The following is a 26,669-nucleotide window of genomic DNA, read 5'->3' as shown; positions in this document are numbered from 1 at the left end:
GCGCAAGGGGAGCTTACCTTGGGAGCCCGCGCCGTTAGACCGTCGTTCCGGCGAAGGCCGGAACCCAAGTGTGTAAGCACCTCGACAAGTCCATTTTTTGCATGTATGCACATCGTGCACACCGCTGACCTGTGGCAAACTCTTCCTCTTCAGCAACCCTCGTCCCCTGTGAACGTGAACATGAACGTGTCCCGCACCATCCTGGCTTTCTCCCTGGCGCTCATCGGCAGCCAGGCTGCCGCTACCGATCCTTATTTCCGTTCCCCAGCCATGCGCGGCGACACCGTGGTCTTCACGGCCGAGGGCGACTTGTGGCGCACCACCACGGCGGGCGGCAAGGCCACGCGCCTGACCACCCACCCGTCGGCCGAGACGCATGCCGCGATCTCGCACGACGGCAAGTTCGTCGCATTCGCCGCCTCGTACGAGGGCGCGCAGGAAGCCTATGTGATGCCGATCGAGGGCGGCCTGCCCAAGCGCATCACCTTCGAGAACGGCGGCGTCACCGTGCTGGGCTGGACCGCGCAGGGCGAAGTATTGGTGAGTACCGAAAATTCGGTTGGCCCGGCCAAGCACCGGGTGGTGGCGGCACTCGACCCGGCCAAAATGAGCCACCGCGTGCTGCCGCTGGCCGACGCCAACGATGCCGTGCTGTCGGACGATGGCCGCAGCGTGTTCTTCACGCGCATGGGCCTGTCGATGACCAACGATAACGTGCGCTCTTACCGCGGCGGCGCCCATGCCCAGCTGTGGCGCTTCGACCTCGGCTCAAAAGCCGAGGCGACCCCGCTGTTCAAGGACGACAGCGGCAACAACCGCCGCGCCATGTGGTGGCGGGGCCGCATCTACTTCATCAGCGACAGCGGCGGCGCCGACAACATCTGGTCCGCGCTTCCGGACGGGAGCGATCGCCGCGCCCTTACCAGCCACAAGGACTGGGACGTGCGTACCGCCTCGCTCGGGGACGGCCGCATCGCCTACCAGCTGGGGGCCGACCTGCGCGTGGTCGACATCGCCAGCGGGCTCGATTTGCGTATCGAGGCCAGTCTGGTCTCCGACTTCGACCAGCAGCGCACCCGCCGCGTACGCTCGCCGCTGGACGCGCTGACCGGCATCGAGCTGGCCAACAAGGCCCAGCGCATCGTGCTGACCGCACGCGGCCGCGTGACCATTGCCGGCACCGGCAGCCACCGCCGCGTCGAGATCGCGGTGCCGGAAGGCGCCCGCGCCAGGTCCGCCGTGTTCAGCCACGACGACAAATGGGTGTATGCCTTCGTCGACACCACCGGCGAGAACGAGATCTGGCGCTACGCGGCCGACGGCTCGGGCAAGGGCGAGCGCCTGACCATCGACGGCGCCAGCCACCGCTCCGGCATCTACCCGTCGCCGGACGGCAAATGGCTGGCCCACACCGACAAGAAGGGCCGCACCTGGCTGCTCGACCTGGCGGCGAAAACCAATGTCATCATCGACGATGCCAACCAGGTCGGCGCCGACCGTCCGGACCAGGTGGTGTGGTCGCCGGACAGCCGCAACCTGGCGTTCGTGCGGGTCGGCAGCAGCGAGCAGCGCAACCAGATCGGCATGGTCAACATGGCGTCGAAGACGATGGCCTTCGTGACGACCGACCGCTATACGGCCGATTCGCCGGTGTTCTCGTCGGACGGCAAGTGGCTGTACTTCCTGTCTTCGCGCCATTTCAATGTCGGTAACGCCGGCCCCTGGGGCGACCGCAACATGGGGCCAGTATTCGACCGCCGCGTCGGCGTGTACGCGCTGGCCCTCCAGCCCGGCGTGCGCTTCCCGTTCAAGCCCGAGGACGAGCTGACCAAGCCGGAAGCGGCTTCGCCAGAGGCGGCGGCCAAGGCCGCAGTCAAGACGCCGGGCACGGACGAAGCGGACAGGAATGCAGCCGTGGCCGCAGCCACCGCCGCTGCCACGGCTGCAGCCATTGCCGCCACTCCCGACAATGCCAAGGGCCCGGTGCCCGCGGTCGACTACGCCGGCCTGCGTGAGCGCCTGTACGAAGTGCCGATCACTCCGGGCAACTACCGTGCGCTCGCCATCGACGACAAGCGCCTGTACATCCTGGAGTCGGACAACGGCCGCAGCGGTTCCATCAAGACGCTTGAGATCGCCCGCAGCAGCCCGCAGCCCGAAGTCTTCGCGGCCAACGTGCGCGAGTTCGGCCTGAGCACGGACCGCAAGCACGTCTTCTACCGCACGTTCGCGGCCGCCGGCCCGGGCGACATGCTGATCGTGGCCGCGGGCGCCAAGGCCCCGGCCGACCTGGCCAAGGCCAAGGTCAAGATCGACGACTGGGCAGTGAGCACCAACCCGCGACTGGAGTGGAAGCAGATGTTCAACGACGCCTGGCGCATGCACCGCGACTTCCTGTACGACGCCAACATGCGCGGCGTCGACTGGAATGCCGTGCGCGCCCGCTACGCGCCGCTGGTCGAACGCGTGACCGACCGGGCCGAGCTGGACGACGTGCTGGGCATGATGGTGGGCGAGGTCGGCGCGCTGCACTCCCAGATCCGTCCGGGCGACCTGCGCCGTGCGGGCGGCGAAGGCGTGCCGTCTAGCCTGGGCGCGGTGCTGGCGCGCACGCAGGAAGGCTTCCGCGTCGACCGCGTCTACCGCAGCGAACCGGAACTCCCAAGCGAGCGTGGCCCGCTTGCCGCACCGGACGTCGGCATCAAGGAAGGCGACATCATCCTGGCGGTCAACGGCAAGTCGCTGGCGGAAGCGCGCGACATCGCCGACCTGCTGCTCGACCAGGCGGACAAGCAGGTGCTGCTGCAGGTGAAGACTCCCGGCAGCAAGCCGCGCGCGACCATCGTCACCCCGGTATCGATGGCGCGCCACGCCAGCCTGCGCTACGCCGACTGGGAACAGGGCAGGGCGCAGCAGGCGGATGCGGCGTCGAAAGGCAAGATCGGCTACCTGCACCTGCGTGCGATGACGGCGCGCGACATCAACGCCTTCGCGCGCGACTTCTACGCCAACATCAACAAGGAAGGCCTGGTGATCGACGTGCGCCGCAATAATGGCGGCAACATCGACAGCTGGATCATCGAGAAGCTGCTGCGCCGCTCATGGGCGTTCTGGAGCTCGAACGGCAACCAGCCCCAGTCGAACATGCAGAACTCCTTCCGCGGCCACCTGGTGGTGCTGATGGACGAACTGACCTATTCGGACGGCGAGACCTTCGCCGCCGGCGTCAAGGCCCTCAAACTGGGGCCCCTGGTGGGCAAGCGCACGGCCGGCGCCGGCGTCTGGCTCAGCGATGGCAACGGCCTGGCGGATAACGGCATGGCGCGCGTGGCCGAATTCGGCCAGTTCGCGGCGGATGGCGAATGGCTGATCGAAGGCGTGGGCGTGAGTCCCGACGTCGAGGTCGACAACCTGCCGCACGAGACCTTCACGGGCCGCGACCGCCAGCTGGAGGTGGCGATCGAACTGCTGGAGAAGAAAATGAAGGAGCAGCCGGTGAAGCAGTGGAAGCCGGCGGCGATTCCGGCGCTCAAACGCTGATTTTCGTAGGGTGGGCGGGTCTCCCGCCCGCGCGTTCAAACGGTGGGGGCTTTGTGTCGCGGCCATTTTATTCATGCGCTGGTTGAACGCGTGGGCAGAATCTGCCCACCCTACGATGCGCGTGTCATTCCGCGTCGCGGCAAGGGGCCGCGTGGCATTTCCGCGCCGTGGCCACGGGGGAACTTGGCATTGCCTGATGCGGCAACGGCGAGCGTGACATTCGCCCAACCCGGTGTCATCCAATTTCATCACCCTGTCATACTGAGTTTCTAAACTGCAAGTATCCGATCCACTCCAAAACCTGCCATGTACCCCGCGAAGCTCCAGACCGGCACCAAGATCCTCGGCGCCTTCGGCATCGTCGCCTTCCTCCTGCTCATCATCTCCGCCGTCGCCCTGTGGCGCATGCAGGCCACCGATGCGCTCACCACGGACCTCGTCTACGACAAGCTTGCCAAGCAGCAACTCAGCTCTGACCTGCTCGGCATCGAGCGCCTGAACGGTTCGCGCACGATCTCGATCGCGCGCAGCGACAGCCTCGAGCTGGCGGACTACTTCCAGGCCCAGCTGGCCGGAGGCAGCAAGGCCGCGGCCGGGATCGAAGCCACGCTGGCGAAGCTGCCGCATACCTCCCATGAACGCACGCTGGTCGAGACGGCCGCGAAGCACAAGGCGGCCCTCGGCAAGATCCAGGCTGCGCTGTTCCAGGCCAAGGAATTCGGCCAGACCGGCGTCGTCGACCAGCTCGTCACGGGCAGCTGGGAGCCGGCCAACAAGGCGCATATCGCGGCGCTCGAAGCGCTGCTTGCCTTCGAGACCTCCGAGGCGCTCCGCCTGGCCGAGGAGTCGGCATCGGCCTCCACCTTCAGCAAGGCGCTGCTGCTGGCGCTGGGCCTTGGGGCGCTGGCGGTCGGCGTGCTGCTGGCCTGGAGGCTCACCCGCGACATCGTCGCCCCGCTGCGGCAGGCCGCGGCGCTGGCCGAGCAGGTGGCGCACGGCGACCTGCGTCCGCTCATCGATCACGATCGCGGCGACGAGATCGGCCGCCTGTTCGATGCGCTCAACGGCATGACGCACGGCGTCTCCAGCACGGTGTCTCAGGTGCTGCAGGGCGCGCAGGCCATCGATTCGGCCTCGGGCGAAATCGCCGACGGCAACCACGACCTGTCGCGCCGCACCGAACGCCAGGCCAGCGCGCTGACCCAGACCGTCGCCGCGATGCAGGACCTCAGCGAAGCTATCGCCCGCAACAATGCCAGCGCCCGCGACGCCAACCTGCTGGCGCAATCGGCCTCGAATGTCGCGACGAAAAGCGCGCAGGCGGTCGAACAGGTAGTGGCGCGCATGGGCGCCATCAAGGCCTCGGCCGACAAGATCGTCGACATCACCGGCATGATCGACAGCATCGCCTTCCAGACCAATATCCTCGCCCTGAACGCGGCGGTCGAAGCGGCACGCGCCGGCGCGGAAGGGCGCGGCTTTGCGGTGGTGGCAGCCGAGGTGCGCAACCTGGCCCAGCACTCGGCAACGGCGGCGAAAGAAATAAAGAAGCTCATTGGCGAATCGAGCCAGGAGATCACGGCCGGCACCAGCATTGCCGGCACGGCTGGCGACACGATGCGCGCAGTGCTCGAGCATGTGCATGACGTGGCCGGCATCCTCGGCGCGATTCACACGGCCAGTGCCGAACAGGCCAGGGGCGTGGCGCAGGTGAGCCAGGCGATCGCCGAGATGGACGAATCGACCCAGCAGAATGCCGCGATGGTCGAGGAGGCGGCGGCCGCGGCCCAGTCGATGCGCCAGCAGGCGGCCGAGCTGTCGGAACTCGTGGGCACCTTCAAGATGCGCGCGGCCGAACCTGCACCAGCGGCCACTGCGCGCGCTTTGGCCTTCGCAGGCGACGGGGCTTAAGCTTCTGCATGGGTATCCTGATGTATGCTTGCCGATCATCGGTGAGTACGCGGGACGCCGGCTACCCGGTAAGGAGAAATGCCCATGCTGGATATCCTTCGGGACCTGATGCGGCCACCAGAGGGCATGGCCTTCGACTTCAGCCAGCCGGCCGGCGAGCCTGCGCTGACGCCGGCACATGGCGTCTCCTGGCGCGTCTTCGCCAATCCCGTCTCGCTGTTCGTCGGCGGCGTGGTCGCGGTATTGCTCGAACTGGCCGAGCCGTCGGTCCGCACTGGGGTCTGGGAGTACAGCAGCTTCCGGCGCGATCCCGGCATGCGCCTGCGGCGCACCGGCTCGGCCGCCATGATGACCGTCTATGGCCCGCGCTCGGCGGCCAGACAAATGATTGCAAAGGTGGTGCGGATGCATGGACATGTGGCGGGAATCACGCCCGGCGGGCGGGCCTACCGGGCGAACGATCCGCACCTGCTCGATTGGGTGCATGCCACCGCCGCCTTCGGCTTCACCGAGGCCTACCACCGGTATGTGCAAGCCCTTTCCACGGCAGAGAAGGATGCCGCCTTTGCGGAAGGTGCTCCTTCCGCGCGCCTGTACGGCGCTAGCGGCGCCCCGGAAAGCTGGAGCGAGTGGGAAGCACTGCTAGGCGCAACCGCCCCCGGGCTGGAGGGATCGGCGATCCTGCATGAGTTCCTGAAGATCATGGCAGGAGCCCCGATCCTGCCTGCGCCGCTACGGCCGCTGCAAGGGCTGCTGGTGCGTGCGGCTTTGGAGATCACGCCCGAGCCGGTGCGTTCGCTGCCGCAGCTGCGTGGACGCGGCCTGCGTTTCGGCGAGGCCGCGCTGGTGCGCACGCTGGCACGGGTGGCCGCCCGGCTGCCGTTGGGCGATACGCCGCCGGTGCAGGCTGCCCGGCGGCTTGCGGCGGGCAGCGGCGACGCGCCCCCCCGGTCGTGATGCCCCGTGCCTAGATCGCGGCCAGCGCCCGCCGCAGGTCTTCCTGCTGGTCTTCCAGGTGCTCGATCCCTACCGACAGCCGGATCAGCCCATCGCCAATGCCCAGCTCCGCGCGCTGTTCGGCCGGAATACTGGCATGGGTCATCAGGGCAGGGTGCTCGATCAGGCTTTCCACGCCGCCCAGGCTTTCTGCCAGCGTGAACACTTCGCAGGCCTCGAGGAAGCGGCGTGCGCCGGCCAGGTCAGTGGCCAGGTCGATCGACACGATGCCGCCGAAGCCGTTCATCTGGCGCCGCGCCAGCGCATGCTGGGGATGCGATTCCAGGCCCGGGTAAAACACCTTGCGCACCTTCGGTTCGCGCTCCAGCCACTGGGCCAGGGCCAGTGCGTTGGCGCTGCTGCGTTCCACCCGCAGGGCCAGGGTCTTGATCCCGCGCAGCACCAGGAAGCTGTCGAAGGGGCCCTGGATGGCGCCCACGGCGTTCTGGATGAAGCCGAGCTGCTCGCCCAGTTCCTTGTGGTGTTCTTGCGTGCCGACCACCGCCACGCCGCCGATCACGTCGGAGTGGCCGTTCATGTACTTGGTGGTCGAGTGCACGACGATGTCGAAGCCCAGTTCCAGCGGGCGCTGGACGATCGGGCTGGCGAAGGTGTTGTCGCAGACTGTGATGATGCCGCGCGCGCGGCACAGCTGCGCAATCGCGGCCAGGTCGGCGAGTTTCAGCATCGGGTTGGTCGGGGTCTCGACCCACACCAATTTCGTTTCAGGCGTGAGGGTCCGGGCCAGTGCGTCCGGGTCGGTCAGGTCGGCGTAGCTGAAGCTATGGCCAGCACTCTTGCGGCGCACGCGCTCGAACAGGCGGAAGGTGCCGCCGTACATGTCGTCGCCCGCTACGATGTGCGAGTTCGCAGGCAGCAGTTCCAGCACCGCCGCAATCGCGGCCAGGCCGGAGGCAAAGGCGAAGGCCGCGCCGCCGCTCTCGATGTCGGCGACGCAGCGCTCCAGCGCCCAGCGGGTAGGATTGTGGGAGCGGCCGTAGTCCAGGCCCTTGTGCACGCCCGGGCTCTCCTGGCGGAAGGTCGAGGTGGCGAAGATTGGCGGCATCACGGCGCCGGTCGACGGCTCCGGCGACTGCCCGCCGTGGATCACGCGGGTGGAGATGTGTTTCTTTTGTTCAGTCACGACAGCGTCCTTCGAAGATGGTTGAGCAGGTCGAAGCGGGTGATCAGGCCGTAGAAGTGACCGCCATCGGCAATCACGGCGGTCAGCCCGCGGTCGAGGATCTCGCGCAGCTGGCCCATGCCCGATGACGGGTGCAGGGTCTGGAGCGTCGAGGTCATGGTGGTGGAGACCGGCGCGTTGAATTGGCCAAATGCGTGGCCGGCTTCCTGGGTGGAGGTCACGTGCAGCAGCAGGTCGGATTCGTCGATCAGGCCGGCCAGGCTACCATCGCGGTCGATCACAGGCAGCTGCTGCAGGTCGCTGCTGCGCATGCGGTTGAAGGCGGTGAGCAGGGTGTCGGTCGGCGATACGGTCACCACTTCGCCGTCATCGTAGCGGCGGCCGATCAGGTCGCGCAGGTCACCCAGTTTCGGGCGCGTGAGCAGGCCCTGGTCGACCATCCAGCCGTCGCTGTAGACCTTGGTAAGGTAGCGGGTGCCGGTATCGCAGACGAAGGTGACGACCCGCTTGGGACGGGTCTGTTCGCGGCAGTAACGCAGCGCGGCGGCCAGCAGGGTGCCGGTGGACGAGCCGCCCAGGATGCCTTCCTGCTGCAGCAGCAGGCGCGCGGTGCTGAAGCTTTCTTCGTCGGTGACCGTATAGGCTTTTTTCACCCGTGACAGGTCGGCGATGCCGGGAATGAAGTCTTCGCCGATGCCCTCGACCGCCCACGAGCCGGCGTCGGTGCGCAGCACGCCGGTGTTGATGTAGTCGGCCAGGATCGAACCCTTGGGGTCGGCCAGGACGAATTCGAGGTTGGGCTGAGTCTTGCGGAAATAGCGCGACAGGCCGGTGAGGGTGCCGGACGAACCGACGCCCACCACGATAGTGTCCACCCGGTGATTGACCTGGTCCCAGATTTCCGGCCCGGTGGTGGTTTCGTGGGCGCGCGGGTTGGCCGGGTTGTTGAACTGGTCGGCGAACCAGGCGCCGGGAATTTCTTTCGCCAGGCGCGCCGCATAGTCCTGGTAATACTCGGGATGACCCTTGCCGACGTCGGAGCGCGTCAGGTGGATCTCGGCGCCGAGCGCCTTCAGGTGCAGGATTTTTTCGGCCGCCATCTTGTCGGGCACGACCAGCACCACGCGGTAGCCCTTGATGCGCGCGACCAGGGCCAGCCCCAGGCCGGTATTGCCGGCCGTGGCTTCGACCACGGTGCCGCCGGGCTGCAGGTGGCCATCGTGTTCGGCCTGCTCAATCATGGCGCGGCCGATACGGTCCTTGATGGAGCCGCCGGGATTTTGCGATTCGAGCTTCAGGAACAGCTGGCAAGGACCCGTGTCGATCCGGGTTACCTCGATCAGCGGGGTATCACCAATCAGCGAAAACAGTGCAGCTTGCGACGCATGTTGCATATTGCCTCCGGAAGGCCGGGCAGGGCCCGGGCAGTGCTTGCGAAGAGCTGGCGCTTAGAAGGTGGGTATGGGCGCCAAGCCATGTAAAAAAGTCATGATAATGCGTTTGCGACCACTGGTGTTGATCTCGTAGGGTGGCAGGTATCCAGCCAACTTTAGATCCGTCGATATCCGTAGGTTGGGCAGATTCTGCCCACGCGTTCAACCAGCCCGTGAACAACCGCGTCGCCGTGTTTCTGGCGTGATTTGAACGCGTGGGCAAGGTAGTTCAGGCCAGTGGCCTGAACTACGATTTGCCCACCCTACGGGTTTTCGGTCTTCAAACGGCGCCACAGGGTCGTGCGGCTAATGCCCAAATGCTTTGCCGCTGCATCGCGTTGGCCACCATAACGTGCCAGGACGGCTGCAATGCTCTCGCTTCCCGACATCGACACAGGAAGGGTCGCCTGCATTCCTAACTCCGGAGCAATCGACAACAGGAAACTCGGCGTCAGCGCCTGCAAGGGTTCCGCCGCCAAAAACAACGCCAGCCTTTCCATCAGGTTGCGCAACTCGCGCACATTGCCCGGCCAGTCATAGGCCTCCAGCAGCGCGGCGCAGGCAGCGACCTCGGCATGCAGGTTCGGGTGCGGCCTTGCGTCCAGCGCCGCCAGCGCATTCTTGAGCGACCATTCGGCCAGCGGCGCGATATCGGGCAGGCGCTCGCGCAGCGGCGGCAGCCTCAAGCGCAGCACGGCCAGGCGGTAGAACAAATCGGCGCGGAAGCGCCCCTCGCGCACCCGCGCTTCCAGGTCGCAGTGGGTCGCGCTGACCACGCGCACGTCGATCGGCACCGGGCGGGTACCGCCGACCCGCATCACTTCGCGTTCTTCGAGCACCCGCAGCAGGCGGGTCTGCAGGGCGAGCGGCATTTCACCGATTTCATCGAGGAACAGGGTGCCGGTGTTGGCCGCCTCGAACAGGCCGGCATGGCCGCCGCGGCGGGCACCGGTGAAAGCGCCTTCCTCGTGGCCGAACAGTTCCGATTCCAGCAGCGATTCGGCAATCGCGCCGCAGTTCACGGCCACGAAGGGACGGTTGGCGCCGCGCCGCGGTCCTTCGCGGTGGATGGCCTGGGCCACCAGTTCCTTGCCGCTGCCGGTTTCGCCGTGGATCAGGACCGTGGCGGGCGAGCGCGCATACAGCACGACCGTCTGGCGCAGCCGCTCCATGGCGCTTGACTCCCCACGCAGGTCGTGCAGGCCGCGCCGCGCACGGCGGGTCTCCGGCGCCGGCGTGCGGCGCCCGCGGTTCGCTTCCAGCTGGGTCAGGCGCGCCATTTCCAGCGCGTCGTCGAAGGCCTGGCGGATCGACGCGGCCGAATACAGGAATACGGCGCTCAAGCCAGCTTCCTCGGCGAGGTCGGTAATCAGGCCGGCGCCGACGATGACCTCGATGCCGGCAGCCTTGAGCTGGTTGATGCCGGCGCGTGCATCCTCCTCCGTCACATAAGTGCGCTGGGCAATGGCGATGCCGAAAGTCGAGGCGAACTCGGCCAACTCGGGCAGCGGTTCCTGGTAGGTGATCACGCCGATGCGGCCTGACACCTGCCGTGCGCGCGAGAGGGCCTGCATCACGTCGAAGCCGCTGGCCTTGGCCACGACCACCGGCACCGAGACGCGCCCCTTCAGGTAGGCGGCGTTCGATCCGGCGGCGATCACGACGTCGCAACGCTCGGTGGCCATGCGTTCGCGCAGATGTCGTGCAGCTTCATCGAACCCAAGGTGCAGTGGTTCGATCATAGCTAGGTGATCGTATTCGAGGGTGATGTCGCGGAACAGGTCGGACAGGCGCGAGACCGAGACGGTCCAGATCACCGGCTTGTCGCTGTCCGCGGCGCCGCTAGCCGGATTGCGGGTGGAGTAACTCATGTTTCAAGTGTAGTCGATTTCATGCCGGGCGTTTCAGCCTGAAACATTGTTGCAGCGCGAAGTAGGGCGGCGCGTGCGTAAGCAAGTAAGTTAGTGGTAAGCGCGTAAAGTAAGTAAGTAAGTGGTAAGCGCGTAGGAGTAAGCTGGGTCAAGCCCGTGAAAAGGCAACACGAGAACATCAGGAGACAACATGGAACAAGATCTCGTACAGCGGATCAAGGCTGATCCGGACTACCACACGCTGGTCCGGACGCGTTCGCGTTTCGGCTGGACCCTCACCTGGGCGATGATGATCGTCTACTACGGTTTCACGTTGCTGGTCGCTTTCAACAAGGAGTTCCTCGGCACCCGCATCGGTGAAGGCGTGATGACCTGGGGCATCCCGCTTGGCTTGTTCGTCATCGTGTTTACCGTTGTGATCACCGGTATCTACGTGCGCCGCGCCAACGGCCGCTACGATGAGCTGACCGCAGCCATCCGGGCGAAGGTGGGCGCATGAAGACCACGCTTCGTGCTTCGGCAGCGTTGATGCTGCTGGCCGCAGCCGGCGCCGCCATGGCCGCACCCGACCTCGGCCAGGCCACCAAGCAGGCCACCAACTGGACCGCGATCACCATGTTCGCGGCCTTCGTCATCTTCACGCTCTTCATCACCAAGTGGGCGGCGTCCAAGACCCGTTCGGCATCCGATTTCTACACTGCCGGCGGCGGCATCACCGGCTTCCAGAACGGGCTGGCGATTGCAGGCGACTTCATGTCGGCCGCGTCCTTCCTTGGCATTTCGGCGGCCGTCTTCCTCGACGGTTTCGACGGCCTGATCTATGCCATCGGCTTCCTGGTCGGCTGGCCGGTCATCACCTTCCTGATGGCCGAACGCCTGCGCAACCTCGGCCGCTTCACCTTCGCCGATGTCGCCGCCTACCGCTTCCACCAGAAGCCGATCCGTGTGTTCGCAGCCTCCGGCACCCTGGTAGTGGTCCTGTTCTATCTCATCGCGCAGATGGTGGGCGCCGGCCAGCTCATCAAGCTGCTGTTCGGCCTCGAATACTGGATCGCGGTCGTGATCGTCGGCGTGCTGATGATGGTCTACGTGCTGTTCGGCGGCATGACCGCCACCACCTGGGTCCAGATCATCAAGGCCGTGCTCCTGCTGTCGGGGGCCTCGTACATGGCCTTCGCGGTCCTGGCGCAATTTAACTTCAGCCCGGAAAAGCTGTTCGCCACCGCCACCGACCTGCACGCCAAGGGCTTCAGCATCATGGGCCCGGGTAATTTTGTGAAAGACCCGATCTCGGCGATCTCCTTCGGCATGGCGCTGATGTTCGGCACTGCCGGCCTGCCGCACATCCTGATGCGCTTCTTCACCGTCCCGAGCGCCAAGGAGGCGCGCAAGTCGGTGTTGTGGGCGACCACCTGGATCGGTTATTTCTACATCCTCACCTTCATCATCGGCTTTGGCGCGATCGTGCTCGTCGGGACCAATCCGGAATTCAAGGATGCAGCCGGGAAGCTGCTGGGCGGGAACAACATGGCGGCGGTGCACCTGGCCAAGGCCGTGGGCGGCGACATCTTCCTCGGCTTCATTTCGGCGGTGGCCTTCGCGACCATCCTCGCGGTGGTGGCGGGCCTGACCCTGTCGGGCGCCTCGGCGGTGTCGCATGATTTGTATGCCACCGTGTTCGCCAAGGGCACGGCGACCAGCAGCAGCGAACTGCGGGTGTCGAAAATCACCACCATTTGCCTCGGCTTCATTGCGGTGCTGCTGGGCATCGCCTTTGAAAAGCAGAACGTGGCCTTCATGGTGTCGCTGGCATTCGCCATCGCGGCCTCGGCCAACTTCCCGGTGCTGTTCATGTCGGTGTTGTGGAAGAACTGCACCACGCGCGGTGCGACGGTCGGTGGTTTCCTTGGCCTGGGCACGGCGGTGGTGCTGACAGTGGTGTCGAAGTCGGTCTGGGTCGACGTGCTGGGCAATGCCGAAGCCATCTTCCCCTACACCTCGCCGGCGATCTTCTCGATGCCGATTGGCTTCTTCGGCATCTGGTTCTTCTCCATCACCGACAAGAGCCCGCGCGCGGCCATCGACAAGGCCGGCTTCGAAGCGCAGGAAGTGCGCTCGGAAACCGGCATCGGGGCGTCTGGGGCCAGCGGGCACTGAGCCTTTGGCACTCACAGGCTGTCTGCTTTGCCCCAACCCCGCTACGGCGGGGTTTTTTGTTGGTATCATGTTCCATTTGACGTTTCACTGTGAAACATAATGAAACGCAATAGTTGAAGAATGCGCGGACTAGCCGGCCCAAACGCTGCCAAGTGCTTGAATTCCAAGGCACGGGGCTGCCCGCACAGGCTGGCACGCCCCTTGCATTAGAGCCAGGGTAGTCGTTCAACGTATCATTCGAAAGGTTAAGCATGAGCCAGTATTCCGCCGGTGCGGCATTCCGCAAGGCAGTCCAGGAAGAATCCCCGCTGCAGGTCGTCGGCGCCATCAATGCCAACCACGCACTGCTGGCCAAGCGTGCCGGCTTCAAGGCGATCTACCTGTCGGGTGGCGGCGTGGCCGCCGGTTCGCTGGGCCTGCCGGACCTGGGCATCTCGAACCTGGACGACGTGCTGGTCGACGTGCGCCGCATCACCGACGTCTGCGACCTGCCGCTGCTGGTCGACATCGACACCGGCTTCGGCGCCTCGGCCTTCAACGTCGCGCGCACCGTGCGTTCGCTCAGCAAGGCTGGCGCAGCCGCCTGCCATATCGAAGACCAGGTCGGCGCCAAGCGCTGCGGCCACCGTCCGGGCAAGGAAATCGTCAGCCTCGACGAGATGGTCGACCGCGTGAAAGCGGCGGCGGACGCCCGCATCGACGAGGACTTCGTCATCATGGCGCGCACCGATGCGCTGGCCGTCGAAGGCCTGGACGCCGCGATCGAGCGCGCCGTCGCCTGTGTCGAAGCCGGCGCGGACATGATCTTCCCGGAAGCCATGACCAGCCTCGCCATGTACAAGCAGTTTGCCGACGCCGTGAAGGTGCCGGTGCTGGCCAACATCACCGAATTCGGTTCGACCCCGCTGTTCACCGTCGAAGAACTGAAAAGCGCCCACGTCGGCCTGGTGCTGTACCCGCTGTCGGCCTTCCGCGCCATGAACAAGGCGGCCGAAAACGTGTACAACGCCATTCGCCGCGACGGCACCCAGCAGAACGTGCTGGAGACGATGCAGACCCGCGCCGAACTGTACGACCGCATCGATTACCACAGCTACGAGCAGAAGCTCGACGCGCTGTTCGCCCAAAAGAAAAGTAAATAAGAAACCAAATAAGGAGCCGCACGCATGAGCACCCAGAACAACGATACCCCAACGTTCAAGCCGAAGAAATCGGTGGCCCTGTCCGGCGTCGCCGCCGGCAATACCGCGCTGTGCTCGGTCGGCAAATCGGGCAACGATCTGCACTACCGCGGCTACGACATCCTGGACGTCGCCACCAGCTGCGAGTTCGAGGAAATCGCCTACCTGCTGGTGCACGGCAAGCTGCCGACGACCGCTGAACTGAAGGGCTACAAGGCCAAGCTGAAATCGCTGCGCGGCCTGCCGCAGGCGGTCAAGAGCGCGCTCGAGGCGCTGCCGGCCGGCGCCCACCCGATGGACGTGATGCGCACCGGCGTGTCGGTGCTGGGCTGCACCCTGCCGGAAAAGGACGACCATAATATCCCGGGCGCGCGCGACATCGCCGACCGCCTGATGGCATCCTTCGGCTCGATGCTGCTGTACTGGTACCACTACAGCCACAATGGCAAGCGCATCGAAGTAGAGACCGACGACGACTCGATCGGCGGCCACTTCCTGCACCTGCTGCACGGCCACGCGCCGAAAGAGGAATGGGTCCGCGCCATGCACACCTCGCTGATCCTGTATGCCGAGCACGAGTTCAATGCCTCGACCTTTACCGCCCGCGTGATCGGCGGCACCGGTTCGGACATGCACTCGGCCATCACCGGCGCGATCGGCGCCCTGCGCGGCCCGAAGCACGGCGGCGCCAACGAAGTGGCGCTGGACATCCAGAAGCGCTACGAGAACGCCGACGAAGCCGAAGCCGACATTCGCAACCGCGTGGCCAACAAGGAGGTCGTGATCGGCTTCGGCCACCCGGTCTACACCATCAGCGACCCGCGCAACGTGGTGATCAAGGAAGTGGCGCGTTCGCTGTCCTTGGCATCCGGTTCGATGAAGATGTTCGACATCGCCGAGCGCCTGGAATCGGTGATGTGGGAAGTCAAGAAGATGTTCCCGAACCTGGACTGGTTCTCGGCCGTTTCGTACCACATGATGGGCGTGCCGACCGCCATGTTCACGCCGCTGTTCGTCATCTCGCGCACCTCCGGCTGGGCCGCGCACGTGATCGAGCAGCGCATTGACAACAAGATCATCCGCCCGAGCGCGAACTACGTCGGTCCGGAAGACCTGCAGTTCGTGCCGATTGCGGATCGGAAGTAAGGACAGTACTACCAGCCTCAAGACCGTCGTACCGGCGAAGGCGGGAACAATGTCACTGGCATTGTTCCCGCCCAAGTTTGCTTGCGGGCCACTTGCGCCAGTTCGGACGGCCCGCAACAGTAGCCCGTCGTACCGGCGAAGGCCGGTACCCAAGTTATGCGTCGGCAGCCCGCGTGCAAAATTGGATCCCGGCCTGCGCCGGGATGACGGTTTCAAGGGTGGCTAAGTAATCGGACGCGTCGAGCATATCGAGCGGACCGGCAAACGAGCACACGAGATACAGACATGAATACCAATCACCGCAAACCCCTGCCTGGCACCTCCCTGGACTACTTCGACACGCGCGGCGCGATCGATGCGATCCAGCCCGGCGCCTACGACACGCTGCCCTATACCTCGCGCGTGCTGGCCGAGAACCTGGTGCGCCGCTGCGATCCGGCCACCATGACCGACTCGCTCAAGCAGCTCATCGAGCGCAAGCAGGACCTCGACTTCCCGTGGTTCCCGGCGCGCGTGGTCTGCCACGACATCCTGGGCCAGACCGCGCTGGTCGACCTGGCCGGCCTGCGCGACGCCATCGCCCTGCAGGGCGGCGACCCGGCCATGGTCAACCCGGTGGTGCCGACCCAGCTGGTGGTCGACCACTCGCTGGCGGTCGAATGCGGCGGGTTCGACCCGGACGCCTTCGCCAAGAACCGCGCGATCGAAGACCGCCGCAACGAAGACCGCTTCCACTTCATCGAGTGGACCAAGAAGGCCTTTCAGAACGTCGACGTGATCCCACCGGGGAACGGCATCCTGCACCAGATCAACCTGGAGCGCATGTCGCCCGTCATCCAGTCGGAACAGGGCGTGGCCTATCCGGACACCCTGGTCGGCACCGACTCGCACACCCCGATGGTCGATGCGCTGGGCGTGATCGCCATCGGCGTCGGCGGCCTCGAAGCCGAAAGCGTCATGCTGGGCCGCGCCTCGTGGATGCGCCTGCCGGACATCATCGGCGTGGAGCTGACGGGCAGGGCCCAGCCCGGCATCACCGCCACCGATATCGTGCTGGCGCTGACCGAATTCCTGCGCAACTCGAAAGTGGTCTCGAGCTATCTCGAGTTCTACGGTGCGGGCGCATCGAGCCTGACCCTGGGCGACCGCGCCACCATCTCGAACATGGCCCCGGAATTCGGCGCCACCGCCGCGATGTTCTACATCGACGAGCAGACCATCAAATACCTGCGCCTGACCGGCCGCGAGGAAGAGACCGTGCACCTGGTCGAGACCTATGCCAAGGAAGCCGGCCTGTGGGTCGACAGCCTGAAAACGGCGCAGTACGAGCGCACGCTCTCCTTCGATTTGTCGAGCGTGGTGCGCAATATCGCCGGGCCGTCGAACCCGCACAAGCGTGTGCCGACCTCGGAGCTGGCCGCGCGCGGCATCTCGGGCGTGGTGGAGAACGAGCCAGGCCTGATGCCGGACGGCGCGGTGATCATCGCCGCGATCACCAGCTGCACCAACACCAGCAACCCGCGCAACATGATCGCGGCAGGCCTGATTGCGCGCAACGCGAACCGCCTCGGCCTGCAGCGCAAGCCCTGGGTGAAAAGCTCGCTCGCGCCCGGCTCCAAGGCCGTCGCGCTCTACCTGGACGAAGCCGGCTTGAGCGCAGAGCTGGACAAGCTGGGCTTCGGCGTGGTGGCCTTTGCCTGCACCACCTGCAACGGCATGAGCGGCGCGCTCGATCCGGTCATCCAGCAGGAGATTATCGACCGCGACCTGTACGCGACCGCTGTGTTGTCGGGCAACCGCAACTTCGACGGCCGCATCCACCCATATGCGAAGCAGGCCTTCCTGGCGTCGCCGCCGCTGGTGGTGGCCTATGCGATTGCCGGCACCATCCGCTTCGACATCGAGAAGGACGTGCTGGGCCTGGACGCTGCTGGCCGCGAAATCCGCCTGGCCGACCTGTGGCCGCTTGATGAAGAGATCGACGCCATCGTCGAATCCAGCGTCAAGCCCGACCAGTTCCGCAAGGTCTACACGCCGATGTTCGCGCGCGTGCTTGATGACGGCGTCAAGGTCAGCCCGCTATACGACTGGCGCCCGATGAGCACCTATATCCGTCGTCCGCCCTACTGGGAAGGCGCGCTGGCGGGCGAGCGTTCGCTTGCCGGCATGCGTCCGCTGGCGGTCCTGGGCGACAACATCACCACCGACCACCTGTCGCCGTCGAATGCCATCATGCTGGACTCCGCCGCCGGCGAATACCTGGCGAAGATGGGCCTGCCGGAAGAGGACTTCAACTCCTACGCCACCCACCGCGGCGACCACCTGACGGCGCAGCGCGCGACCTTTGCCAACCCGACGCTCAAGAACGAAATGGTGCGCAACGAGGACGGCAGCGTGAAGGCGGGTTCGCTCGCGCGCGTCGAGCCGGAAGGCCAGGTGACGCGCATGTGGGAAGCCATCGAAACCTATATGGAGCGCAAGCAGCCGCTGATCGTGATCGCCGGCGCCGACTACGGCCAGGGCTCGTCGCGCGACTGGGCGGCCAAGGGCGTGCGCCTGGCGGGCGTGGAAGCGATCGTGGCCGAAGGCTTCGAGCGCATCCACCGCACCAACCTGGTGGGCATGGGCGTGCTGCCGCTGGAATTCAAGCCGGGCGTGAACCGCTTGAGCCTGGGTATCGACGGCACCGAGACCTTCGACGTGGTGGGCGAGTGCACGCCGCGTACCGATTTGACGCTGGTGATCCATCGCCGCAGCGGCGAGCGTCTCGAGGTGGTGGTGACCTGCCGTCTCGATACGGCCGAAGAAGTCGCGATCTACGAGGCGGGCGGGGTTCTGCAGCGCTTCGCGCAGGATTTCCTGGAGTCGTCAGCTCCCAAAGCCGCCGCATAATCGCAATCGTGGTTCAACCGCCACGCTACGATTAATCGATAATCGTAGCGTGGGCGGGTTTCCCGCCCACGCTACAAAACCAGACATCCTATGCCCCACACCCCCCAAATCAAGATCCCCGCCACCTACATGCGAGGCGGCACCAGCAAAGGCGTCTTCTTCCGCCTCGACGACCTCCCTGAAGCCGCGCGCGTTCCCGGCCCGGCGCGCGATGCCTTGCTGCTGCGCGTGATCGGCAGCCCCGACCCTTACGCCAAGCAGATCGACGGCATGGGCGGCGCCACCTCGAGCACCAGCAAGACCGTGATCGTGGAAAAGAGCGAAAAAGAAGGCCACGACATCGACTACCTGTTCGGCCAGGTCTCCATCGACAAGCCTTTTGTGGACTGGAGCGGCAACTGCGGCAACCTGTCCTCGGCGGTCGGGTCGTTTGCCATCGCCAGCGGCCTGGTCGACCCGGAGCGCATCCCGCATGACGGCATGGCCACGGTGCGCATCTGGCAGGCCAACATCGGCAAGACCATCATCGCCCATGTCCCGGTGGCTGCTGGCTGCGTGCAGGAAACCGGCGACTTCGAACTCGATGGCGTGACCTTCCCGGCGGCCGAAGTGCAGCTCGAATTCCTCGACCCGGCAGCCGAGGAAGAAGGCGCAGGCGGATCGATGTTCCCGACCGGGAACCTGGTCGACGAGCTGGTAGTCCCCGGCGTGGGTACCCTGAAAGCGACCATGATCAACGCCGGTATCCCGACCATCTTCGTGAATGCCGAAGCGCTCGGCTACGACGGCACCGAACTGCAGGACGCGATCAATGGCGACCTGCGCGCACTGGCCATGTTCGAGACCATCCGCGCACACGGCGCGCTGCGCATGGGCCTGATCTCCAGCATCGAGGAGGCGGCCAAGCGCCAGCACACGCCGAAGGTGGCTTTCGTCGCCAGGCCGGCCAGCTATGTCGCGTCGAGTGGCAAGCAGGTGGCAGCCAGCGAGGTCGACCTGCTGGTGCGCGCGCTTTCGATGGGCAAGCTGCACCACGCGATGATGGGCACGGCCGCGGTGGCGATCGGCACTGCCGCCGCGATCCCTGGCACCCTGGTCAACCTGGCGGCCGGCGGCACGGCGCGCAGCGCGGTGCGCTTCGGCCACCCGTCCGGCACCCTGCGCGTGGGCGCCGAGGCCGTGGAGCAGAACGGCGAGTGGAGCGTGTCCAGGGCCATCATGAGCCGCAGCGCCCGGGTGCTGATGGAAGGCTGGGTGCGCGTGCCGGGCGACTGTTTCTGACCGGTTGATAGAAGTTGCAATTGACGGGCCATAACAACATGGCCCGTTTATTGTGCTTGTTAGTTTTGGAACATCGGCCAGTTGTGGTTTATGATTGCTAAAAGGCAACCCAGCCGTTAGCAGACAAGAATTACAATGGACGGACTATCCAGCAAGCACCCGCTCACGGCCGGGAGCGCCCCCATCGACACGCCCCGGCACACCCAGCTCGAGGCTGCCGCGCTCGAGCAGGAAATGCTGCATGTCGCGCTGCGTGAGCAGCGCGCCATCCTGGAAAACGCGCCGGTGGGCATCGTCTTCACGCTGCCGGGCCAGTTCAAGTCCTGCAATCCCCGCATCTGCGAGATGCTCGGCTATACCCATGCCGAGCTGTCGCGCCTGCACCCGGTCGATGTCTTCGGCTCGGCGCGCGACTACCAGGCGCTGGTGGCCGAGGCCTATCCGGTGCTGGCCGCCGGCGGCCTGTTCGAAAAGCCTGAGCACCCATTCCGCCGCCGCGACGGTTCGATGATGTGGGCGCGCCTGCGCGGCCGCGCGGTCGATCCCGGCGCGCGCGAAGCCGGCACCATCTGGATCGTGGAAGACGTCACCGACGTGCGCCAGACCCTGATCGAGGTGCAGGCGATCATGACCAATGCGACGGTCGGCATCATGTTCGTCCGCAATCGCATCATCCAGCGCTACAACCCGGCCTTTGCCCGCATGTTCGGCTACCGCGACGGCGAGGCGCTGGGCCGTTCCACCCGCATCGTCTACCGGGACGACCAGGCCTTCCACGACTTCGGCGCCACCGCCTACCCGCAGCTGGCGCGCGGCATTCCCTACCGCAGCGAGACCGAACTGGTATGCAAGGACGGCTCGCCCATCTGGGGGCAGCTCAACGGCTACCTGTTCAATCCGGACGACCCTGACCTGGGCACGATCTGGATGTTCGAAGACCGAAGGCAGGAGCGCTTCGACGAGATCCAGCTGCGCAATGCGCTGCTGGAGAACCGCGCCATCCTCGACAACGCGGTGCTCGGCATCGCGGTGGTGGAAGAGGGCGTGACCCTGCACTGCAACTCCAAGATGGAAGAGCTGTTCGGCAGCCCGGCCGGCGGCATGGACGGCACGCCGGTGCGCGCCCTGTATCCGGACGAAGCGGCCTGGGGCCTGGCGCGGGTGGAGACCGCGCGCAGCTTCGGGGCCGGCCAGGTGCACACCGCCGAATACCTCTTGAGCCGGCGCGACGGTACGCGTTTCTGGGCGCGCCTGTCGGGCCGCCTGTTCGACGCCGCCGACCGGCGCGGGCGCAGCGTCTGGCTGCTCGACGACGTCACCGCGCGGCGCGAAGCGGCCGACGCGATCCGCCGTGCGCGCGACGAACTCGAGATCCGCGTGGCCGAGCGCACCGCCGAACTGGCCGGCGCCAATGCGCTGCTGCAGGAAGAAATCAACGAGCGGCGCCAGGCCGAGGCGCGCGTGCACCACATGGCCTACCACGACAGCCTCACCGGCCTGCCGAACCGCGCGCTGCTGTCCGACCGGCTCGATCTTGCGCTCAAGGCGGCCCAGCGCAATGGCCGCAAGCTGGCCGTGATGTTCCTCGACCTGGACCGCTTCAAGAACATCAACGATTCGCTCGGCCACGCCACCGGCGACCACCTGCTGCGCGAAGTCGCCAGGCGCCTGTGCGCGGCGGTGCGCGACAGCGATACCGTGGCGCGCCTGGGCGGCGACGAATTCGTGGTGCTGCTGCCGGACATCAAGGGCGCCCAGGAGTGTGCCGGGGTCGCCGACAAGATCATCGGGGCGCTGGCCACGCCTTTCCCCTTCGAGGGGCACAGCCTGCACATCTCGCCCTCGATCGGCATCTGCCTGTGCCCGGACAATGGCGCCGACGTCGACACCCTGATGCGCCACGCCGATGCCGCGATGTACCACGCGAAGGCGGCCGGCCGCAACAACTACCAGTTCTTCGACCAGCGCCTGAACCAGGCCGCCGCGCGCCGCTTCGAGCTCGAATCGAACCTGCGCAGCGCACTGGCGCATAAGGAGTTCGAGCTGCACTACCAGCCGATCATCGACACCACCACGCGCCGCCTGCACGCGCTCGAGGTGCTGCTGCGCTGGAGGAAAGGGGGAAGCGACACCCTGGTGGGACCGGACGAATTCATCCCGATCCTGGAAGAGAACGGGATGATCGTGCCGGTCGGCGAGTGGGTGATCCGCACTGCCTGCGAGCAGATTATGGCCTGGCAAGGCCAGGGGCTGGCCGCGGTGCCGCTGGCGATCAACCTGTCGGCGCGCCAGTTCATGCACGACGGGCTGGTGGATTCGATGCGCCGCATCCTGGGCGAGACCGGCATCGACCCTTCGCTGGTCGAGTTCGAGCTCACGGAAACGGCGCTGATGCAGCACGGCGGGCGCACGCTCGAGATCCTGCGCCAGATTAACGGCATGGGCATGCGCCTGTCGATCGACGACTTCGGCACCGGCTATTCGAGCCTGGCCTACCTGAAGCGCTTCCCGGTCCGCAAGATCAAGATCGACCGCGCCTTCGTGCGCGAGCTCGAAGCCAGCGCAGAAGATCGCGCGATCGTCGCCGCCGTGATGGCGCTGGCGAACAGCCTGCAGCTGTCGGTGGTGGCGGAAGGCGTGGAGACGGAAGGGCAGTACGCTCTCTTGAGAAGCCACGGCTGCCAGTTCGCGCAGGGGTATTTGTTTGCGCGGCCGCTGCCTGCGGGTGAAGCGGCGCAGTTGTTGGCCAGCTCGGTGCTGGAAGCGATCGAGCGTTAACCCGCCGACCTTACCGATGTGCGTAGGGTGGTCGGCTTCGCCGACCGCGCATTCAAACGGTGTGTAAGGAAACGCGACGCGGTTTGGCAAGCGATCGTTGAACGCGTGGGCGGGAGAGCCCGCCCACCCTACGGGTAAGGGGCGGCTTTTGCGTAGTCGGCATTCAAGCAATGGCCAGGGTTACGAACCCCCGCCAAGCGGTCCTCAATGATCCAGCGTTGCCACCACGGGGGCGTGGTCCGACGGCTGTTCCCATTTGCGGGTCTCGCGGTCGATGTGGCAGGCCGTGCAGCGCTTGGCCAGCGCTTCGCTCAGCAGGATGTGGTCGATGCGCAGCCCGCGATTGCGGCGGAAGGCCATCTGGCGGTAATCCCACCAGCTGTACTGCTTCTCGGGCTGCTCGAACAGGCGGAAGGCGTCCGCCAGGCCGAGGGCCATGAAGCCTTGCAGCATGGCGCGTTCCGGCGGCGTGAAGTGGATGTGGTTTTCCCATTCGGCCGGGTCGTGCACGTCGCGCGCTTCCGGTGCGATGTTGTAGTCGCCCAGCACGGCAAGCCGCGGGTGGGCGCGCATCTCCTCGGCCACCCAGGCATGCAGGCCCGCGAACCACGCCGTCTTGTAGGCGAATTTGTCGCTGCCGATGTCCTGGCCGTTGACGACATAGGCGCAGATGATGCGCATGCCGCCGATGGTCGCGGCGATGAGGCGCTGCTGCTCGTCCTCGAAATGCGGATTGTTCTTCTGGACGTCTTCGATCGGGTGCTTCGACAGGATCGCCACGCCATTATAGGTCTTCTGGCCGCTGAAGGCGACCTCGTAGCCGGCCGCATTTATTTCCGCCACAGGGAACTTATCATCGGTCAGCTTGGTCTCTTGAATGCAGAGCACGTCTACCGGATTGGCTTCCAGCCAGGTGAGCAGGTGCTGCAGTCGGACTTTCAGCGAATTGACGTTCCAGGTAGCGATCTTCATGGGCGGCGGCGGGTCGTGGTGGGTAAAGGCGGCATGATAACCGTTTGCCGGGCAGGGCGGACAGGGCAAGGGACCTGCCGCCGCAAGCGTCCGGCTTCCCAGTTCTTGTCGCAGCCGTATTCCCCGTTACGGCATTTGCTTGTGAAACATATGCTCCGCGAATAATCTACGTCATGTGACACTTGTATTTATACGAGTAGTCCTATTTTTGTTGCTAATCCGCTCATAAGCTTGTGTCGCCAGCAATCTGCTATGCTAGAATAAATTAATAGAATAATAAATATTCTTGCTGAATATCGTGAGCGGACTGTCGGACGGTAGAAGCGTTCGTGAAAGCATCAAACTAGAGCGGCAGGATGTAACACTGTTTCTGCATGGGAATAAAGTAATTGCGCTAGTGCAACTAACGTTGTACTATTTGCAGATTGAAACATGTTCGGACGACATCATGCCTTTGCGCAATCGTGCGCACCATTTGGCACCATGCAACATGGTACTATTTGAAAATATTGTTTTTTCAATAGCAAGTGAAACCGAACGACGAATTACAAAGGACTGAAATGCGCACTGCATTCGAAGCGTGGGCCCAACGCGAAGGCCATATCGTTCGCCGCCGCGAAGACAAGCCCGAGGAATACCTCGTGTATGAAACCCAGCGCCGCTGGGTGATCTGGCAAGCGGCCCTGACGCATGGCGCCAAGGCGGCTGCCGAAGCACCGTCGAAGTTCGTTGCCAAGGAACCGGAGCACAAGCCTGCCGTCACGCAGGACGAAGCACTGGTGCGCAACCGCGTGCTCAACGAAGTCCTCGACGCATTCAGCGAACTCGATGAGGCCGCCGGCATTGAAGGCGTGCTCAAGGTGATCCAGGGCCTGAAGAAAAAGCAGAAGGCGCTGGAAGAAGCCAAGGCCTGAACATCGGCTCTGCATTCAGCTTGAAAGCCGGCCCGCAGCGTTACCGCCACTACAAGGGCGGTGTCTACGAGCTGGTCTGTGAAGCGGTGCTGGAGGCGGACCACACGCCCGTGATGGTCTACCGCGGCGCCGATGGCAAGGTCTGGGTGCGTCCACGAGACGCATTCTTCGAGACCGTGACGGTCGACGGCGTGGTCCTGCCACGCTTCGCACCGCTCGACACGCCTCCGGACACCCTAAACGCCTGAGCATCACCCTTCAGCATTTGCTCTTGCCTGCCGTTAATAGGGCATGAAGCAAACCTTGGTGGGTCACATGTCGCGTTTAATTTCCCCTATTAGTGCCCTTGTGTTCGCTGCGCCGCTCGTCCTGGGCGGCTGCGCGACGCTGTCCGATTCCCCGCAACAGCAACTCGAACTCCATGCCGTGCTCGACTATAAAGAAGTCGGCGGGGTCGGCTGCGTGCTGGGCAATGACATGGGTCGCTGGTTCGTCGTCCTGCCGGGACGGGTGACCGTCACGCGCAGCACGAAGCCGCTGGTCATCAGCTGCAAGAAGGATGGCATGGGCCTGGCGCAGGAAACCATCGGCTCGCGCGCGGATACGAGCAGCCTGATGGGCAATGTGGTGATCAGTGCGGGACTTGGGCATTTGGTGGACCGGCATTCGGGGGCGGGGTTCTCGTATCCGGCGAATATGACGGTGCTGATGGAGCCGGTGAAGTCGCGTGCGGACCTGGCGGCGACGCAGCGGGTCGAGAGCCCCATGTTCTGACCGGGCAGCAGGAAAAACAAAACAGCCCCGCAAACGGGGCTGTTTTTATTGGTGAAATAAAATTTCAGCTAGGGCGGCGGAGTGAAAGAATATTTCACCGCCGCAGCCTTCATCGGATCACACCCGATTCATCAGGAAGGTCGTCAGCAGCGGCACCGGACGGCCGGTCGCACCCTTGGCCGCGCCCGACTTCCAGGCCGTGCCCGCGATATCCAGGTGGGCCCAGGTGTAGTTGCGGGTGAAGTTCTCCAGGAAGCAGGCCGCCGTGATCGAGGCTGCGCCCGGGCTGCCGATATTGGCCAGGTCGGCGAAGTTCGACTTGAGCTGCTCGTTGTAGATCTCGCCGAGCGGGAAGCGCCAGGCCACGTCGCCGGCCTGCTTGCCCGCGTCCATCAGCTCTTCGGCCAGCGCATCGCTCGCATCGTCGTGGCGGGTGAACAGGCCGCTGGTGTGGTGGCCCAGGGCGACGATGCAGGCGCCGGTCAGGGTCGCGATGTCGACCACGACCGCCGGCTTGAAGCGCTCGGCATAGGTGAGGGCGTCGCACAGGATCAGGCGGCCTTCGGCGTCGGTGTTCAGGATCTCGATGGTGAGGCCGTTCATCGAGGTCACGATGTCGCCCGGCTTGGAAGCGCGGCCCGACGGCATGTTCTCGCAGGCGGCCACGATGCCGATGACGTTGAGCTTGAGGCCCATCTCGCCGATCGCGCGGAAGGTGCCCAGCACCGAGCCGGCGCCGCACATGTCGTACTTCATCTCGTCCATTCCCGGACCGGCCTTGATCGAGATGCCGCCTGTGTCAAACGTGATGCCCTTGCCGACCAGGACCACCGGCGCATCCTTCTTGCTGCCGCCCATGTGCTTGAGGACGATGAACTTCGGTGCTTCGTCGCTGCCCTTGGCCACCGACAGGAAGCTGCCCATCTTCAGCGCTTCCAGCTGCTTGCGCTCCAGGACTTCGATGTCGAAGCCGAATTCACCGGCCAGCTCGCGGGCGGTGTTGGCAAGGTAGGTCGGGGTGCAGACGTTCGGCGACAGGTTGCCCAGTTCCTTGGTCAGCTGCATGCCGTTCGAGATCGCCACGGCCTGCGCCAGCACAGGCTTGAGCTGGGTAACCGCGTTGGCGGCATCAAACGCGATGGTGATCTTGCGCACGCCGGCAGGCGCCGGATCCTTCTTGCTCTTTTGCGTATCGGTGCGGTGTTCGGTCTCGTTGGCCGCGATGACCAGTGCGCGCACGGCCCAGTTGACGTCGCGGTCTTTCACATCCGCGACCGGGAATGCGATAATGGCATCCTGGCTGCCCAGGGTGCCGAACACTTTCATGGCGGCGCCGATGGCGGAGCTGAAGCTTTTCTCGCTTACGGCTTCAGCGGTACCCATGCCCACCAGCAGCACGCGCGCCGCAGCCACACCGGCCACGCCACGCAGCAGCAGGGTCGAACCGGCCTTGCCGCTGATGTCGCCGGACTTGAGCGCCGCGGTGATGTCGCCGCCGGCATCGAGGGCCTTGGCAGCCTGCGACAGTTTCTTGTTTTCGAACACAGCCACTGCCAGCACGCCGGCTTTTGCGGCGGCCAGGGTGTTCTTGGTGTCGAATGCTTTTATGCTAAAGTCCATTTTTGGTTCTCCGTTTTGATGTCTGCGGCGTGCTGCCAACCGCCGTGCCTAACCTGCAA

The 26,669-nt window shown here is 65.1% G+C and carries 18 protein-coding genes; 13 read left to right on the top strand and 5 right to left on the bottom strand.

Annotated elements, in window-relative coordinates; all coding sequences use genetic code 11:
- Positions 1-180 precede the first annotated feature (180 nt).
- From HGB41_RS12240 to HGB41_RS12230, 3 genes are all read left to right on the top strand, one after another.
- Positions 181-3,540 carry a S41 family peptidase gene (locus HGB41_RS12240; protein WP_171084628.1) on the top strand — a complete coding sequence of 1,120 codons (3,360 nt, stop codon included), beginning with the start codon at positions 181-183 and terminating at the stop codon, positions 3,538-3,540.
- A gap of 306 nt (positions 3,541-3,846) precedes the next feature.
- Entirely contained in the window at positions 3,847-5,451 is a 1,605-nt protein-coding gene (locus HGB41_RS12235) for a methyl-accepting chemotaxis protein (RefSeq protein ID WP_171084626.1), read from the top strand.
- Between the two features lie 108 nt (positions 5,452-5,559).
- Positions 5,560-6,408, top strand: a complete 849-nt coding sequence (locus HGB41_RS12230) for an oxygenase MpaB family protein (protein ID WP_229422985.1) — start codon at positions 5,560-5,562, stop codon at positions 6,406-6,408.
- A 10-nt stretch (positions 6,409-6,418) separates the two neighbouring features.
- Here the strand turns inward: HGB41_RS12230 and HGB41_RS12225 are convergent, their stop codons facing one another.
- From HGB41_RS12225 to prpR, 3 genes are all read right to left on the bottom strand, one after another.
- Positions 6,419-7,591, bottom strand: a complete 1,173-nt coding sequence (locus HGB41_RS12225) for a trans-sulfuration enzyme family protein (protein ID WP_171084621.1) — start codon at positions 7,589-7,591, stop codon at positions 6,419-6,421.
- Complete coding sequence (locus HGB41_RS12220) at positions 7,588-8,985, bottom strand: pyridoxal-phosphate dependent enzyme (protein WP_171084619.1); 1,398 nt, start codon at positions 8,983-8,985, stop codon at positions 7,588-7,590. Before HGB41_RS12220 ends, HGB41_RS12225 begins: the two co-directional genes overlap by 4 nt.
- Before the next feature lie 302 nt (positions 8,986-9,287).
- The gene (prpR, locus tag HGB41_RS12215) at positions 9,288-10,895 is read right to left on the bottom strand and encodes a propionate catabolism operon regulatory protein PrpR (RefSeq protein WP_171084617.1); all 1,608 of its coding nucleotides are present in this window, start codon (positions 10,893-10,895) and stop codon (positions 9,288-9,290) included.
- Between the two features lie 190 nt (positions 10,896-11,085).
- On the opposite strand from prpR, the gene HGB41_RS12210 reads away from it, so the two are divergent.
- The 7 genes from HGB41_RS12210 to HGB41_RS23845 all read left to right on the top strand — a co-directional run bounded on the left by HGB41_RS12210 (position 11,086) and on the right by HGB41_RS23845 (position 22,330).
- Positions 11,086-11,394 carry a DUF485 domain-containing protein gene (locus HGB41_RS12210; protein ID WP_171084615.1) on the top strand — a complete coding sequence of 103 codons (309 nt, stop codon included), beginning with the start codon at positions 11,086-11,088 and terminating at the stop codon, positions 11,392-11,394.
- Positions 11,391-13,052 (top strand): cation acetate symporter, encoded by a 1,662-nt coding sequence (locus HGB41_RS12205; protein WP_171084613.1) that lies wholly within the window; start codon positions 11,391-11,393, stop codon positions 13,050-13,052. Before HGB41_RS12210 ends, HGB41_RS12205 begins: the two co-directional genes overlap by 4 nt.
- 251 nt (positions 13,053-13,303) lie before the next feature.
- On the top strand, positions 13,304-14,194 hold the full coding sequence (prpB, locus tag HGB41_RS12200; RefSeq protein WP_171084611.1) for a methylisocitrate lyase: 891 nt from the start codon (positions 13,304-13,306) through the stop codon (positions 14,192-14,194).
- Between the two features lie 24 nt (positions 14,195-14,218).
- The gene (gene prpC, locus HGB41_RS12195; RefSeq protein WP_171084609.1) at positions 14,219-15,379 is read left to right on the top strand and encodes a bifunctional 2-methylcitrate synthase/citrate synthase; all 1,161 of its coding nucleotides are present in this window, start codon (positions 14,219-14,221) and stop codon (positions 15,377-15,379) included.
- A 285-nt stretch (positions 15,380-15,664) separates the two neighbouring features.
- Positions 15,665-18,271 (top strand): Fe/S-dependent 2-methylisocitrate dehydratase AcnD, encoded by a 2,607-nt coding sequence (gene acnD, locus HGB41_RS12190; RefSeq protein WP_171084607.1) that lies wholly within the window; start codon positions 15,665-15,667, stop codon positions 18,269-18,271.
- 90 nt (positions 18,272-18,361) lie between these two features.
- On the top strand, positions 18,362-19,552 hold the full coding sequence (gene prpF / locus HGB41_RS12185) for a 2-methylaconitate cis-trans isomerase PrpF (protein ID WP_171084605.1): 1,191 nt from the start codon (positions 18,362-18,364) through the stop codon (positions 19,550-19,552).
- Positions 19,553-19,687: 135 nt separating this feature from the next.
- Positions 19,688-22,330, top strand: a complete 2,643-nt coding sequence (locus HGB41_RS23845) for a sensor domain-containing protein (RefSeq protein WP_171084603.1) — start codon at positions 19,688-19,690, stop codon at positions 22,328-22,330.
- A 204-nt stretch (positions 22,331-22,534) separates the two neighbouring features.
- On the opposite strand, the gene xth is transcribed toward HGB41_RS23845, so the two are convergent.
- Positions 22,535-23,302 carry an exodeoxyribonuclease III gene (gene xth, locus HGB41_RS12175; RefSeq protein WP_171084601.1) on the bottom strand — a complete coding sequence of 256 codons (768 nt, stop codon included), beginning with the start codon at positions 23,300-23,302 and terminating at the stop codon, positions 22,535-22,537.
- A gap of 560 nt (positions 23,303-23,862) precedes the next feature.
- On the opposite strand from xth, the gene HGB41_RS12170 reads away from it, so the two are divergent.
- The 3 genes from HGB41_RS12170 to HGB41_RS12160 all read left to right on the top strand — a co-directional run bounded on the left by HGB41_RS12170 (position 23,863) and on the right by HGB41_RS12160 (position 24,990).
- Positions 23,863-24,216, top strand: coding sequence for a phiTE_015 family protein (locus HGB41_RS12170; protein ID WP_171084599.1), 354 nt, complete (start codon positions 23,863-23,865; stop codon positions 24,214-24,216).
- 20 nt (positions 24,217-24,236) lie between these two features.
- Positions 24,237-24,464, top strand: coding sequence for a DUF1653 domain-containing protein (locus HGB41_RS12165; protein WP_171084597.1), 228 nt, complete (start codon positions 24,237-24,239; stop codon positions 24,462-24,464).
- A 67-nt stretch (positions 24,465-24,531) separates the two neighbouring features.
- The gene (locus tag HGB41_RS12160) at positions 24,532-24,990 is read left to right on the top strand and encodes a hypothetical protein (RefSeq protein ID WP_229422984.1); all 459 of its coding nucleotides are present in this window, start codon (positions 24,532-24,534) and stop codon (positions 24,988-24,990) included.
- Positions 24,991-25,107: 117 nt separating this feature from the next.
- Here the strand turns inward: HGB41_RS12160 and HGB41_RS12155 are convergent, their stop codons facing one another.
- Positions 25,108-26,610: a leucyl aminopeptidase gene (locus tag HGB41_RS12155; protein WP_171084594.1), complete on the bottom strand. Its 1,503-nt coding sequence runs from the start codon at positions 26,608-26,610 to the stop codon at positions 25,108-25,110.
- Positions 26,611-26,669 lie beyond the last annotated feature (59 nt).

This window comes from Telluria aromaticivorans, from assembly GCF_013003915.1.
In the GTDB taxonomy this organism is placed as follows: Bacteria; Pseudomonadota; Gammaproteobacteria; order Burkholderiales; family Burkholderiaceae_D; genus Telluria; species Telluria aromaticivorans.
This window is presented reverse-complemented; position numbering and strand designations above follow the sequence as displayed.

What these genes read in the sequence shown, in the direction of transcription:
- HGB41_RS12240 (WP_171084628.1), top strand. Translation starts at nt 181, where the DNA reads ATGAACGTGTCCCGCACCATCCTGGCTTTCTCCCTGGCGCTCATCGGC.
- HGB41_RS12235 (WP_171084626.1), top strand. Translation starts at nt 3,847, where the DNA reads ATGTACCCCGCGAAGCTCCAGACCGGCACCAAGATCCTCGGCGCCTTC.
- HGB41_RS12230 (WP_229422985.1), top strand. Translation starts at nt 5,560, where the DNA reads ATGCGGCCACCAGAGGGCATGGCCTTCGACTTCAGCCAGCCGGCCGGC.
- HGB41_RS12220 (WP_171084619.1), bottom strand. Translation starts at nt 8,985, where the DNA reads ATGCAACATGCGTCGCAAGCTGCACTGTTTTCGCTGATTGGTGATACC.
- prpR (WP_171084617.1), bottom strand. Translation starts at nt 10,895, where the DNA reads ATGAGTTACTCCACCCGCAATCCGGCTAGCGGCGCCGCGGACAGCGAC.
- HGB41_RS12210 (WP_171084615.1), top strand. Translation starts at nt 11,086, where the DNA reads ATGGAACAAGATCTCGTACAGCGGATCAAGGCTGATCCGGACTACCAC.
- HGB41_RS12205 (WP_171084613.1), top strand. Translation starts at nt 11,391, where the DNA reads ATGAAGACCACGCTTCGTGCTTCGGCAGCGTTGATGCTGCTGGCCGCA.
- prpB (WP_171084611.1), top strand. Translation starts at nt 13,304, where the DNA reads ATGAGCCAGTATTCCGCCGGTGCGGCATTCCGCAAGGCAGTCCAGGAA.
- prpC (WP_171084609.1), top strand. Translation starts at nt 14,219, where the DNA reads ATGAGCACCCAGAACAACGATACCCCAACGTTCAAGCCGAAGAAATCG.
- acnD (WP_171084607.1), top strand. Translation starts at nt 15,665, where the DNA reads ATGAATACCAATCACCGCAAACCCCTGCCTGGCACCTCCCTGGACTAC.
- prpF (WP_171084605.1), top strand. Translation starts at nt 18,362, where the DNA reads ATGCCCCACACCCCCCAAATCAAGATCCCCGCCACCTACATGCGAGGC.
- HGB41_RS23845 (WP_171084603.1), top strand. Translation starts at nt 19,688, where the DNA reads ATGGACGGACTATCCAGCAAGCACCCGCTCACGGCCGGGAGCGCCCCC.
- xth (WP_171084601.1), bottom strand. Translation starts at nt 23,302, where the DNA reads ATGAAGATCGCTACCTGGAACGTCAATTCGCTGAAAGTCCGACTGCAG.
- HGB41_RS12170 (WP_171084599.1), top strand. Translation starts at nt 23,863, where the DNA reads ATGCGCACTGCATTCGAAGCGTGGGCCCAACGCGAAGGCCATATCGTT.
- HGB41_RS12160 (WP_229422984.1), top strand. Translation starts at nt 24,532, where the DNA reads ATGTCGCGTTTAATTTCCCCTATTAGTGCCCTTGTGTTCGCTGCGCCG.
- HGB41_RS12155 (WP_171084594.1), bottom strand. Translation starts at nt 26,610, where the DNA reads ATGGACTTTAGCATAAAAGCATTCGACACCAAGAACACCCTGGCCGCC.